This is a genomic window from Pseudomonas sp. FP453 (genome assembly GCF_030687495.1).
GTDB lineage: Bacteria > Pseudomonadota > Gammaproteobacteria > Pseudomonadales > Pseudomonadaceae > Aquipseudomonas.
Window position 1 is genome coordinate 223525 of the sequence record NZ_CP117435.1, and the last position, 11909, is coordinate 235433.

13 protein-coding genes are annotated in these 11909 nt (G+C 62.2%); 11 read left to right on the forward strand and 2 right to left on the reverse strand.

Going from position 1 to position 11909, the window contains the following annotated elements:
- Positions 1-95 precede the first annotated feature (95 nt).
- Positions 96-1265 (reverse strand): CynX/NimT family MFS transporter, encoded by a 1170-nt coding sequence (locus tag PSH87_RS01055; RefSeq protein WP_305432148.1) that lies wholly within the window; start codon positions 1263-1265, stop codon positions 96-98.
- 108 nt (positions 1266-1373) lie between these two features.
- Between PSH87_RS01055 and PSH87_RS01060 the strand changes: the two genes are divergently transcribed.
- From PSH87_RS01060 to PSH87_RS01110, 11 genes are all read left to right on the forward strand, one after another.
- Complete coding sequence (locus PSH87_RS01060) at positions 1374-2225, forward strand: LysR family transcriptional regulator (protein ID WP_026136719.1); 852 nt, start codon at positions 1374-1376, stop codon at positions 2223-2225.
- 240 nt (positions 2226-2465) lie between these two features.
- Positions 2466-3281: an energy transducer TonB gene (locus PSH87_RS01065; RefSeq protein ID WP_305432150.1), complete on the forward strand. Its 816-nt coding sequence runs from the start codon at positions 2466-2468 to the stop codon at positions 3279-3281.
- A gap of 51 nt (positions 3282-3332) precedes the next feature.
- On the forward strand, positions 3333-4055 hold the full coding sequence (locus PSH87_RS01070) for a MotA/TolQ/ExbB proton channel family protein (RefSeq protein ID WP_085986520.1): 723 nt from the start codon (positions 3333-3335) through the stop codon (positions 4053-4055).
- 1 nt (position 4056) lies between these two features.
- Positions 4057-4458, forward strand: coding sequence for a biopolymer transporter ExbD (locus PSH87_RS01075; protein WP_159932397.1), 402 nt, complete (start codon positions 4057-4059; stop codon positions 4456-4458).
- A 330-nt stretch (positions 4459-4788) separates the two neighbouring features.
- Positions 4789-5370: an alpha/beta hydrolase gene (locus PSH87_RS01080; protein ID WP_305432152.1), complete on the forward strand. Its 582-nt coding sequence runs from the start codon at positions 4789-4791 to the stop codon at positions 5368-5370.
- Positions 5371-5419: 49 nt separating this feature from the next.
- Positions 5420-6346, forward strand: a complete 927-nt coding sequence (locus PSH87_RS01085) for a sigma 54-interacting transcriptional regulator (RefSeq protein WP_017736874.1) — start codon at positions 5420-5422, stop codon at positions 6344-6346.
- Positions 6347-6468: 122 nt separating this feature from the next.
- Positions 6469-7251 carry a MetQ/NlpA family ABC transporter substrate-binding protein gene (locus tag PSH87_RS01090; protein WP_017736875.1) on the forward strand — a complete coding sequence of 261 codons (783 nt, stop codon included), beginning with the start codon at positions 6469-6471 and terminating at the stop codon, positions 7249-7251.
- 348 nt (positions 7252-7599) lie between these two features.
- On the forward strand, positions 7600-8265 hold the full coding sequence (locus tag PSH87_RS01095) for an amino acid ABC transporter permease (RefSeq protein ID WP_017736876.1): 666 nt from the start codon (positions 7600-7602) through the stop codon (positions 8263-8265).
- Positions 8246-8905 carry an amino acid ABC transporter permease gene (locus PSH87_RS01100; RefSeq protein ID WP_017736877.1) on the forward strand — a complete coding sequence of 220 codons (660 nt, stop codon included), beginning with the start codon at positions 8246-8248 and terminating at the stop codon, positions 8903-8905. Before PSH87_RS01095 ends, PSH87_RS01100 begins: the two co-directional genes overlap by 20 nt.
- Positions 8902-9678 (forward strand): amino acid ABC transporter ATP-binding protein, encoded by a 777-nt coding sequence (locus PSH87_RS01105; protein WP_017736878.1) that lies wholly within the window; start codon positions 8902-8904, stop codon positions 9676-9678. Before PSH87_RS01100 ends, PSH87_RS01105 begins: the two co-directional genes overlap by 4 nt.
- Complete coding sequence (locus PSH87_RS01110; RefSeq protein WP_305432156.1) at positions 9675-10529, forward strand: transporter substrate-binding domain-containing protein; 855 nt, start codon at positions 9675-9677, stop codon at positions 10527-10529. Before PSH87_RS01105 ends, PSH87_RS01110 begins: the two co-directional genes overlap by 4 nt.
- 124 nt (positions 10530-10653) lie before the next feature.
- Here the strand turns inward: PSH87_RS01110 and PSH87_RS01115 are convergent, their stop codons facing one another.
- Positions 10654-11814, reverse strand: a complete 1161-nt coding sequence (locus PSH87_RS01115) for an AAA family ATPase (RefSeq protein WP_305432158.1) — start codon at positions 11812-11814, stop codon at positions 10654-10656.
- Positions 11815-11909: the final 95 nt, after the last annotated feature.

The window sequence follows — 11909 nt, forward strand, 5'->3', positions numbered from 1 at the left end:
GGGGCCCGGCGTCCAAGAGGAGAACCGGGATTTTAAGCGCCGCGCTTATTCCGTCAATGAAGCATGTTTGTTTTATCTAGATCTTAAACGCATAACTATAGAGCGGGCGCCGTGCGGTAGGTCGCCGGGCTGAACACCCGCGTGACCACCAGCATCGCCACGGCGGTGACGGCCAGCACCACCCAGGCGCTGATGAAGTTGCCGTTGAGCTCGCGCAGCCAGCCGGTCATCCACGGCGACACGGCATTGATCAAAAAGCCCACGCCTTGCACAAAGGCCGCCAGTTGCCCGGCCTGGCGCGGGTCGCGGTGGTGGTCGAGGGTCAGCAGCAGGCTCAGGGCAAAACACGCGCCGAGGCCAAAGCCACACAACGCGACCCACAGGTGGGGAAATTGCAGCGGCGCCATGCTCAGGCCCAGATAACCCACGGTCTGCGCCAACAGGCTGATGCCAAGCAACGGCCGCCGGTCGATGCCGCGTTGTGCCAGCACCGGCATCAGCAGGGCGGCGAGCACCTGGAAGATGGTCATGAACGCCAGCAACGAGCCGCTGGGCAACACGCCCCAGCCCAGCTGCTGATAGAACGCCGGTAGCCACGCCACCAGGCTCATATAGCCGCAGTTCACCAAACCGAAATACAGCGCCAGCAACCACGCACGACGATTGCGCAGGCCCTTGAACGCCGGGATCTCCTTGACGCTCTTTGCCGCGCCCAGAGGCAACCAGGCCCACAGCAACAACGCGCCCAGCGCCGGCAACAGCCACACGCCCAGGCCCGCCTGCCAATCGCCGAACTGCGTAGCCACCAGCGGGCTGAGCAGCGCCGCGAGCCCGCCGCCGGCCATCAGCGAGGCCGAGTACACGCCCATCGCCACCGGCACGCGGTGCTGGAATTCGCGCTTGATCATCGCCGGCACCAGCGCCTGGATCAGCGCCACGCCGGCACCGCCCAGCAACGCCGTGACCAGCAGCGCCGCGCCCTGGCCCATCAGCCAGCGGGCGAGGCACGCCAGCAGGATCATCATCAGGCCCAAGGCGATGCCGCGCCGCTCACCCAGCTGCGCCTCGACACGCACGCCGACCAACGCCACCAGGCCCATGCAAATCACCGGCAGGCTGGTGAGCAGGGCGCTGCTCTGGAAACTCAGGCCGGTGGCCAGGCGAATCTCGCCGAGCAACGGGCTGATGGAACTGAGGATCGGTCGCAGGTTGAGGCCCAGCACAATCAGCAGGCCCCAGCCGGCGAGGGATTTATTGAGGGTCATGCAGCGCCCTTGCGGCAGATAAATGAGGCGTGAGTATGGCCAGCGCCGCAGGTATTCTGAAATTAAATATAACCATGAAAACCAGTGGCAAATGGAATGGTGAGTGCGATGTTCGATCCCGTGTTGTTACGCAGCTTTGTCGCCGTGGTGGAGTGCGGCAACTTCACCCGCGCCGCCGAGCGCCTGCACTTGACCCAATCCACCGTGAGCCAGCAGATCCGCCGCCTGGAAGACGTCGCCGGCTGCCAGTTGCTCGACCGCGACCAGCGCCATGTGGTCGCCACCGCCGAGGGTGAACGCCTGCTGGCCTACGCGCGGCGCATCCTCGCGCTGCATGAAGAGGCTGCCGACGTGTTGATCAACCAGCAAAGCGACGGCGTGTTGCGCCTCGGTGTGCCGGAGGATTTTGCCGCCGAGCGCCTGATGCCCTTGCTGTCGGCGTTTGTGCTGGCGTATCCCCGGGTGCGCCTGGAAGTCACCAGCGGCCTTGGCCCGGAGTTGCAGCGCCAGTACCGCAGCGGTGAATTCGATGTGTTGCTGGTCAAGCAGATGGGCGACAGCGACGACTGCCTGGCGTCCTGGCCGGAACCGCTGTGCTGGGTCGACAGCCGCAGCACGCCGTCCCTGGGGCGTGATCCGCTGCCATTGGTGGCGTTTCCAGTGGGTGGGCTGTACCGCAATGAAATGCTGCAACACCTGGAAGTGGGCGGCTGGCGCTGGCGCATCGGCTATTCCAGCGCGAGCCTGGCCAGTGTGTGCTCGGCGGTGGCGGCGGGGTTGGGGATCAGCTTGTTGCCGCGTCGTGTGGTGCAGGCCGGGCACCGGATCCTTGGCGACGACAGCGGTTTGCCGGCGGTGCAGGGCGTGCGCCTGGCGCTGTATGCACGCAGCGGCTTGGGCGCGGCGGGGCAGTGTTTGCAGAGCGAGTTGTTCGATTTATGCGCAAACAACCCCCATTGATTCATGCCTTTGCGGAATATTTTGTATGCCTGCAAAGCATTGAAAAAAACCGCCTCGGCGCCAGGCCACGGAAGACGTGGCCTTGGCGTTTCTGAATGTTTCGTTTATTCAGTTTGGATCTATGTATAACTTTAAAGATTACTTTAAGAGATAAGCGTCTGGCCCCGATGATTCAGCCCTCGACGGCCTTCCACGCAGGCCCGTCGGTTTTTTGGTTTCAAGACCGTAGGGAGTGAATCAATGGGCAATGTCCAGACCGCCGCCAGTGCACCAGAGGCGCAATGGCGCCAGGCACCGAGTGGTGAGTTGGTCGACCTTGGGCGGCCGCACCGCGCGCCGTTGGGGCAACTGCGCACGCAGCAAACCCCCAAGCGTTTCTCCAGCCGGCGCGAAGGGATTCTGCTGGGCCTGCTGGTGCTGGCCCTGCACGCTGCGGTGATCTACTGGGTGGCGCAGAAGCCCACGCCGGTGCTGCCGATCGTGCCGCCGGAAATTCCGCCGATGACCATCGAATTTTCCCAGCCGGCGCCGCCGGTGGTGGAACCGCCACCGCCCGTGCCGCCGCCACCACCGCCGCCGCCTGTGGTCGAGCCACCGCCACCGGTGGTGGATGAATTGGCCGCCAAGCCGGCGCCGCCAAAACCGATTCCAAAACCCAAGCCAAAGCCCGTGCCGAAGCCTGAGCCCAAGCCCGCCCCGAAACCGGTCGAGCAACCGCCTGCGCCACCGACACCCGCACCGCCTGCGCCGCCCGCTCCACCGGCGCCGGCCCCGGTCACACCGGCTTCGGCCAACGCCGCGTACCTGAAGAACCCGGCGCCCGAGTACCCGTCACTGGCCCAGCGCCGGGGCTGGGAAGGCACTGTGTTGTTGCGGGTACAGGTGCTGGCCAGCGGCAAGCCGGGCGAGATCCAGATCCAGAAAAGCAGCGGTCGCCAGCAACTCGACGACGCCGCACTGGCCGCGGTGAAGCGCTGGAGCTTCGTGCCGGCCAAGCAGGGCGACGTGGCGCAGAACGGCTGGGTCAGCGTCCCGATCGATTTCAAGATTCACTAACTATTCGGCTGCGGTGTGTCTCACACGCCGCGACCTGCACAGAGGGAACACATCATGGCATTAGCATCTCCACTTGAATCCATCGAAAGCGCGGTGATCTGGCTGCTGGTGGTCTTTTCGGTCGCGACCTGGGGCCTGGCGCTGTTGAAGGGCGTGCAGTTCGGGCGGCTCAAGGCGCAGGATCGCAAGTTCCACAAACAGTTCTGGGCGGCGTCGAGCCTCGACTCGGCTGCCGAGCTGGCGGAAACCCAACCCGGCGCCGCTGCTCGTGTGGCCCAGGCGGGTTACGCGGCAATCCAGGTCGGTGACACCCCGCACGCGGCGGATCTGAGCCAGGCCATCAACCACCAGGACCGCCTCGAACGTGCCCTGCGCCAGCAGATCGTGCGTGAGCGTCGCTCTCTGGAAACCGGCCTGGCCGTGGTCGCCAGTATCGGCAGCACCTCGCCGTTCATCGGTCTGTTCGGCACCGTGTGGGGCATCATGGAAGCGCTCAAAGGCATCAGCGCCGCCGGTTCCGCCAGCCTCGAAACCGTGGCCGGGCCGATTGGTGCCGCGCTGGTGGCAACGGGCGTTGGTATTGCCGTCGCCGTGCCAGCGGTGCTGGTCTACAACTACTTCCTGCGTCGCCTCAAGCTGACCGCCGCCGACCTCGACGACTTCGCCCACGACTTCTACAGCCTCGCGCAGAAAAATTCGTTCCGCGTGCTGCTGCACCCGGCGCTGAACAAAACGGCGGCCGGCACCCCGCAAAAAGTGAAGGAGGCGTCCTGACATGGCCTTCTCCACGCAAGACAGCGATGAGGTGCTGAGCGAGATCAACGTCACGCCGCTGGTAGACGTGATGCTGGTGCTGCTGGTGGTGTTTATCGTCACCGCGCCGCTGCTGACCAACGCGATCCCGATCAACCTGCCCAAGACCGAGGCCGTTGCCCCGGTGGAGCAGAAGGACCCGCTGGTGGTGAGCATCGACGGTGCCGGCAAAGTGTTTATCAACAAGGATGAAATCCAGCCGAACCTGCTGGAGTTCAACCTGCAGGCGGCCAAGGCCAAGGATCCCGATGTGCGGGTGCAACTGCAGGCCGATGACGGCGTGAATTATGGCGAAGTGGCGCGAGCCATGGCGTCTATCGAACGCGCGGGGATTACCAAGTTGTCGGTGATTACCGCTCGTTAAGCTACACAAGCCTCGACAATTTTTTGGCCGTCTCCTTGGCAGGGTGCGGCCTTTTTTTTGCGCGCGATTTAACGAAAACCACCTTTTCCAATTTGGAACAGGGTCAATGTGGGAGCTGGCTTGCCTGCGATGCAGACAACTCGGTACATCAGGCAAAGCCAGTTGATGCCATCGCAGGCAAGCCAGCTCCCACACAAGCCAGTTCCCACAGGTTGACTCGTTGTGGTTTTGAGTTTTTGGTTATTAATAAATAGCTTCTTATTCCTTAACGAATATAAAACCCGTCCCTATACTGTCCTACAACGTTAAACGCTGCAGGAGGGCACACCCATGCACAGCGAGTCGATTCGTTATCTGATCGTGCCGGGCTGGCAAGGATCGCCAGAAGATCATTGGCAAACTCATTGGCAGAACAGCCTGCCCAACAGCGCCCGCGTGGAGCAGGCCGACTGGCTGACGCCGCGCCGCGAAGACTGGGTGGCCGCGCTGGCCGAGGCCATTGCTGCCGACAGCACGCCGGTGATCCTGATCGCCCATAGCCTGGGTTGCATCACCGTGGCCCATTGGGCGGCGACGGCGCCCGTGCAGTACTTGCGACAGGTGCGTGGCGCCTTGCTGGTGGCGCCAGCCGATGTCGAACGGCCTGCCTGCTCGCCGGCCCTGCGCAATTTCGCGCCGATTCCTACCGACCTGCTGCCGTTTCCCAGCCAGGTGGTCAGCTCCGACAACGACAGTGCCGTCAGCGCCCCACGGGCCCTGGAGCTGGCGCGTCAGTGGGGCGCCGAAGCAGGCATCCTCTCGGGCGCGGGGCATATCAACGTGAAGTCCGGCCATCAGCGCTGGGAGCAGGGTTTTGCCTACCTCTATCGCCTGCAAAACCGCCTTGAGCACCACGCCCGCCGTAGTGCCTGAATATTTTTCAACGCCCCGTCCCTGAGTGGAGCCGGGGCGGGAGCCTGCCATGAGTCTGCATGAAACCTACGGCCAGCCACTGCTGACCTTTCCCGACGCCGATAAAAGCCCGCTGAGCATCCGCGCCAAGGCGCTGGTGTTTGTCGACCCCCGTTCGCGCCAACTGCGCGAAGACCTCGAAAGCCTCGCGCCGCGCGCCTTGCCCGTGTTGATTCGCGGCGAGACCGGCAGCGGCAAGGAGCTGTTGGCGCGCCACATTCACCGTGGCAGCGATCGCGGCGGCTTGTTTGTCTCGGTCAACTGCGGCGCCATCAGCCCGACCTACGCCGACGCGGAGCTGTTCGGTTACGCCGCCGGCAGCCACAGCGGCGCGGCCAGCAGCCGAGCCGGCTGGTTTGGTTCGGCCAATGGCGGCACCTTGTACCTGGACGAGATCGGCGACTTGCCGCTGCCGATCCAGGTCAAATTGCTCGCCGCCCTGGAAAACCACGAAGTCACCCGCGTCGGCGCCCATCAGCCGAGCCCGGTGGATGTGCGCCTGGTCGCCGCCACCAGCATCGACCTGGCCCAGGCCGTGGCGGCGGGCAAGTTCCATGAGCGCCTGTTCCATTACCTGAGCGAAGGCCAGCTGGAGCTGCCGGCGCTGCGCGAGCGGGTCGGCGATATCTTGTCCCTGGCGGAATACTTCCTCGGCATCTACAGCCAGCGCCTGGACTTGCCGGTGCCACTGATCAGCGACGCTGCCCAGCAGGTGCTGGAACAGCACAGCTGGCCGGGCAATACCCGTGAGCTGGAAAACGTTATTCACTTTGCGTTGCTGGTGAGCAGTGGCGACGAGATCTTGCCCGAGCATTTGAATTTGCCGGTGGCGGGCTCGCCGTTAGAGCAGGTCCAGCGGATCTTCAACAACGCCAGCGCCGCCGAACGGGAAACCTTACGAAAATTCCTACATGAACAAAATGGAATATCAAAGTGAATAAAAGATATTGTTCGGGAATAAAAAATCTAGGTATTGTCCGTTTCACGCCGCGATAGCACATCGCTGGCACACCACATGACAAGCGGCCGTCACCGACGCCCCGGAATTAAGGACACTGCATGAAAAAGGTTCTGTTGTTTACCGCGCTGGCGGCTGCCCTGACTGCAAGCTTCGCCCAAGCCAACGAGAAACTGGTGGTTGCCGCCACGCCGATCCCGCACGCGGAGATCCTCGAGCTGATCAAGCCGACCCTGGCCAAAGAAGGCGTGGACCTGCAGATCAAAGTCTTCACCGACTACGTACAACCCAACGTACAAGTGGCGGAGAAGCGTCTGGACGCGAACTACTTCCAGACCCTGCCATACCTGGAAAACTTCAACAAAGGTAAAGGCACCAACCTGACCACCGTGGTCGGCGTGCACGTTGAACCGTTCGGCGCCTACTCGAAGAAGATCAAGAACATCTCCGAGCTGAAAGATGGCGCCACCGTGGCCATCCCGAACGAAGGCTCCAACAGCGGCCGCGCCCTGTTGCTGCTGCAAAAGGCCGGCGTGATCACCTTGAAAGACCCGAAAAACGCCTTGGCGACGCCGAAAGACATCGCCAGCAACCCGAAGAACCTGAAGTTCAAAGAGCTGGAATCGGCCCTGCTGCCACGCGTGCTGGACCAGGTTGACCTGGACCTGATCAACACCAACTACGCCCTGGAAGCCGGCCTGAACCCGGCGAAAGACGCGCTGTTGATCGAAGGCGCTGATTCTCCGTACGTGAACTACCTGGTGGCACGCCCTGACAACAAGGACAGCGATGCGATCCAGAAACTGTCCAAGGCCCTGACCAGCCCGGAAGTCAAAGCCTTCATCGAGAAAAAATACAGCGGCGCCGTGCTGCCGGCGTTCTGATGTAAGCCAAAACCCCCTTCAAGGTTTCAACGCCGACGGCTTCTACAGCGTCGGCGTTTTTTATTGCCTGGAATTTGGAATGCAATCAAACCTGTGGGAGCTGGCTTGCCTGCGATAGCGGTCTATCAGCCAGCACATCTGTATCTGACACACCGCTATCGCAGGCAAGCCAGCTCCCACAGGGGATTTGTGTGGGTTTGCGGCAGTTAGGTTTTTGCGTGATATCAATATGCTATTTAGGTATTTAAATTTTTGTTTTTATACCTTTAAAGTCTGCGCTACCCGACGTTACCCACGCCGGATCGAACCGCGCACGCCGCATTACCCCTGCGGCGTTTTGGACTGCCGATGACCTTCGATTTCGCCTTTATCCTCACCACCCTGCCGGCGTTTCTGAAAGCCGTGGGGGTGACGCTGCAAGTGGGCCTGATTGCCATTGCCACCTCGCTGCTGGTGGCGCTGATCAACGCCGCGTTGCTGGTGTTTCGCACGCCGTACCTGTCACGCCTGGTGGCGCTGTACGTGGAGCTGGCGCGCAACACACCGCTGCTGATCCAACTGTTCTTCGTCTACTTCGCCCTGCCGGCCCTGGGTTTCAATATCTCCGGGTTCTGGGCGGCGATCATCACCATGACCTTTCTCGGCGGCGCCTACCTCACCGAAGTGCTGCGCGCCGGTGTGGAAGCGGTGCCGCTGGCGCAGATCGAGTCGGGCAAGTCCATCGGCCTGTCCGACTGGCAGCTGCTGCGCCATGTGATCCTGCCCCAGGCCGGCATCCTCAGCCTGCCGGCGTTGTTCGCCAATTTCATCTTCCTGCTCAAGGAAACCACCGTGGTCTCCGCCGTGGCGGTGCCGGAGATTCTCTACACCACCAAGAGCTACATCGCGCTGTACTACAAGACCTACGAAATGCTCGCCGTGCTGACGCTGATCTGCGTGCTGCTGTTCCTGCCGCTGTCGCTGCTGCTCAGCCGCCTGGAAAGGAGGCTCCAGCATGGCCAGTTCGGGTCTTGAGTTGTTGTGGGTGTCGTTGCCGCAACTGGGCAAGGGCGCTGCGCAAACCCTGTCGATTTCCTTCTTGAGCATCGCCTTCAGCACCGTCGGTGGCGTGTTGTACGGCGTATTGCGCACCTTGAATAACAAGGTGATCAACGCGGTGTTGCGGGTGTACCTGGAGCTGTTCCGCGCGATCCCGGTGCTGGTGTGGTTGTACCTGCTGTTTTTCGGCCTGCCGATTTTCTTCGGCCTGAGCATTCCGAGCTTCTGGTGCGCGGTGCTGGTGCTGTCGCTGTGGGGCGCCAGTGAAGTCGGCGAAGTGGTGCGCGGCGCGTTGCATTCGCTGCCCCGGGGCCAGCGTGAAGCGGGCTTGTCGATTGGCCTGTCCGATCCGCAGCTGTACGGCTACGTGCTGCTGCCCCAGGCGCTCAAGCGCATGACGCCGCCGACCATCAACGTCTACACGCGGATCATCAAGACCAGCTCCCTGGCGGTGCTGATCGGCGTGGTGGATGTGATCAAGGTCGGCCAGCAAATCATCGAACGCACCTACGAATCCGTGTTGATTTACGGCGTGCTGTTCCTGTTTTTCTTCTTTATCTGCTACCCGTTGTCGGCCGCCTCCAAGGTGCTGGAACGGCGCTGGGCCCAAGCATGAGCGCATTGATCGAGTTTCAGGGTTTCAACAAATATTTCGGCGAAGCGCAGGTGCTCAAGGGCATCGACCTGAGTGTGCAAAGCGGCGAAGTGGTGGTGATCCTCGGCCCCAGCGGCTGTGGCAAAAGCACCTTGCTGCGCTGCCTGAATGGGCTGGAAGTCGCCCACAGCGGCAGCCTGCGTTTTGCCGGAAACGAGCTGTTGGACAAAAAAACCGACTGGCGCCAAGTGCGCCAGGACATCGGCATGGTGTTCCAGAGCTATCACCTGTTCCCGCACATGAGCGTGCTCGACAACATCCTGCTCGGCCCGCTGAAAGTGCAAAAACGCGAACCCCGCGAAGCCCGCGAGCAAGCCGAAAAACTCCTGGAGCGCGTGGGCCTGGCCGACAAGCGCGACGCCTTCCCGCGCCAGCTTTCGGGCGGCCAGCAGCAACGCATCGCCATCGTCCGTTCGCTGTGCATGAACCCGCAGGTCATGCTGTTTGACGAAGTCACCGCCGCCCTCGACCCGGAAATGGTCAAGGAAGTGCTGGAAGTGATCCAGGGCCTGGCCCGCGATGGCATGACCCTGCTGATCGTCACCCACGAAATGGCCTTCGCCCGCGCCGTCGCCGACCGCGTGGTGTTTATGGAGGCCGGTCGCATCCTCGAACACAACACCCCCGAGGCATTCTTTACGAACCCGCAGACCGCACGCGCGCAGCAGTTCCTGGAGAAGTTCTCCTTTGTTTCAACACTGCCCAAAAAGACCAAGGAACTGGAGCTGACATGAAAAAACTACTGCTGCCACTGTTTGCCGTCGCCCTGCTGGCCGGCTGCGATAAAAAGGCCGAAGAGCCTGCCAAACCTGTCGCCGCTGCCGCGAGCTACATCGACAAGATCAAGGCCCGCGACAAGCTGATCGTCGGCGTATTCACCGACAAGCCGCCGTTCGGCTTTGTGAACGAAGCCGGGCGCTACGTCGGCTTTGATACCGACATCGGCCGCCAATTCGCCAAGGATCTGCTGGGCGATGAAAACAAAGTCGAATTCGTCGCGGTCGAGCCGGCCAGCCGTATTCCGTTCCTGCAAAGCGACAAGGTCGACCTGATCCTCGCCAACATGACCGTGACGCCGGAACGCAAGGAAGCGGTGGACTTCACCAACCCCAACCTGAAAGTCGCGGTGCAGGCCCTAGTGCCCAACGACAGCGTGGTGAAAAGCCTGGATGACCTGGCGACCCGCACCACCATCGTCACCACCGGCACCACCGCCGATATCTGGCTGACCAAAAACCACCCGGACTGGAAACTGCTCAAGTTCGAGAAAAACTCCGAATCGCTGCAAGCGCTGTCGGCGGGCCGTGGTGATGCGTATGCGCAAGACAACCTGGTGCTGTTCAGCTGGGCCAAGCAGAACCCGGGCTACCGCGTGCTGGAAGAGAAACTCGGTGATGAAGCACCGATTGCGCCAGCGGTGAAGAAGGGCAACATCGAACTGCGCGACTGGGTGAACGCCGAGCTGGCGAAGTTGGGTGAGCAGAAATTTTTGCTCAAGCTGTATGACCAATATGTGCGTAAAGAGCTGAGCGATGACACCAAGCCTGAAAGCGTGATTGTTGAAGGCGGTAAGTGGCAGGGCTGATCCCTGGCTTGTGTGGTGAATGATCTACCGCTATCGCAGGCAAGCCAGCTCCCACATTTGAAGGTATTCACAGTTCAAAATGTGGGAGCGGGCTTGCCCGCGATGAGGCCCTCCCAGTCACCGCCTATTCCGGCCAATGCCACGCCGGCGCATCCAGAATCCCTTGCCCCACAATCCGCGTCTCCCCCAGCACCTTCTCCAGCACAATCGAATTGCACCCTGCATCCTGCTGCAACGCCGCAATCAACCGGCTGGCATGGGACACCACCCACACCTGGCACTGCCGCGACGCCTGGACAATCAAGCGCGCCAACGCCGGCAGCAGGTCCGGATGCAGACTGGTTTCCGGCTCGTTCAGCACCATCATGGTCGGCGGCCGCGGCGTCAGCAGCGCCGCGATCAGCAGCAGATAACGCAAGGTGCCGTCGGACAACTCCGCCGCCGACAGCGGCCGCAGCAAGCCTTCCTGGTAAAACTCGATTGCAAAGCGTCCACCCTGTAACGGCTGGATATTCAGGCGTGCGCCGGGAAACGCGTCGCTGACCGCGCGCTGCAATGCCTCGGGGTCGCCGATTTCGCGGATGGTCTGCAACGCCGCCGCCAGGTCGCGCCCGTCGTGGTGCAGCACCGGCGTGCGCGTGCCCAGTTGCGGCTGGCGCACGGGGGCGTCCACGTCGCTGCGAAAGTGATCATAAAAGCGCCAGCCACGAATGCTTTCGCGCAACAACAACACCTCCGGCGAGCCGCGCAGGCTGCCGACCTGGTCGAACAGGCTGTGGTAATTCGGCGTGTGCTGCGCCAGCACATCCCAGGCGCGGCCGTCGCGGGCGCGCACCATCGGCCCGGAGCGCTGCACCAGCAGGCTGGCCGGGCGGTAGATATGGCCGGCCCAGATGCATTCTTTTTTCACCTCCGGGTCGAGGGCGAAAAACGACTCGCTGGGTTCGGGCAGTCCCAGGGAAATGGCGTAGCTGAAATCCTCCCCGGCAAAGCCCAGGCGCAGGCGCTTGACGCCTTGGCGCACGGTGGACTCAATCGGCACCTCGCCCTTGTGCATGCGGCGGCTGATGGTTTCCGGGCCGGCCCAGAAGGTCGAATCCAGCCCGCCCTCACGGGCCAGCGCATTGATCACTCCACCCTGGGCGGTTTCCGCCAGCAGGCGCAGGGCGCGGTACAGGTTGGATTTACCGCTGCCATTGGGGCCCGTCACCAGGTTCAGCCGGTCCAGGGGCACTACCAATTTGTTGATCGAGCGGTAATTGGCCACCGCGAGGGTCTTGAGCATGGGCATTCAATCGGTGTGGGAACCCTCGGAGTATGGGAGCCTGCATGCAGATAAGGAACCCTGAACTAAGCTCACAGTCGCATACACACTTGGTA

What these genes read in the sequence shown, in the direction of transcription:
- PSH87_RS01055 (WP_305432148.1), bottom strand. Translation starts at nt 1,265, where the DNA reads ATGACCCTCAATAAATCCCTCGCCGGCTGGGGCCTGCTGATTGTGCTG.
- PSH87_RS01060 (WP_026136719.1), top strand. Translation starts at nt 1,374, where the DNA reads ATGTTCGATCCCGTGTTGTTACGCAGCTTTGTCGCCGTGGTGGAGTGC.
- PSH87_RS01065 (WP_305432150.1), top strand. Translation starts at nt 2,466, where the DNA reads ATGGGCAATGTCCAGACCGCCGCCAGTGCACCAGAGGCGCAATGGCGC.
- PSH87_RS01075 (WP_159932397.1), top strand. Translation starts at nt 4,057, where the DNA reads ATGGCCTTCTCCACGCAAGACAGCGATGAGGTGCTGAGCGAGATCAAC.
- PSH87_RS01080 (WP_305432152.1), top strand. Translation starts at nt 4,789, where the DNA reads ATGCACAGCGAGTCGATTCGTTATCTGATCGTGCCGGGCTGGCAAGGA.
- PSH87_RS01085 (WP_017736874.1), top strand. Translation starts at nt 5,420, where the DNA reads ATGAGTCTGCATGAAACCTACGGCCAGCCACTGCTGACCTTTCCCGAC.
- PSH87_RS01090 (WP_017736875.1), top strand. Translation starts at nt 6,469, where the DNA reads ATGAAAAAGGTTCTGTTGTTTACCGCGCTGGCGGCTGCCCTGACTGCA.
- PSH87_RS01095 (WP_017736876.1), top strand. Translation starts at nt 7,600, where the DNA reads ATGACCTTCGATTTCGCCTTTATCCTCACCACCCTGCCGGCGTTTCTG.
- PSH87_RS01100 (WP_017736877.1), top strand. Translation starts at nt 8,246, where the DNA reads ATGGCCAGTTCGGGTCTTGAGTTGTTGTGGGTGTCGTTGCCGCAACTG.
- PSH87_RS01105 (WP_017736878.1), top strand. Translation starts at nt 8,902, where the DNA reads ATGAGCGCATTGATCGAGTTTCAGGGTTTCAACAAATATTTCGGCGAA.
- PSH87_RS01110 (WP_305432156.1), top strand. Translation starts at nt 9,675, where the DNA reads ATGAAAAAACTACTGCTGCCACTGTTTGCCGTCGCCCTGCTGGCCGGC.
- PSH87_RS01115 (WP_305432158.1), bottom strand. Translation starts at nt 11,814, where the DNA reads ATGCTCAAGACCCTCGCGGTGGCCAATTACCGCTCGATCAACAAATTG.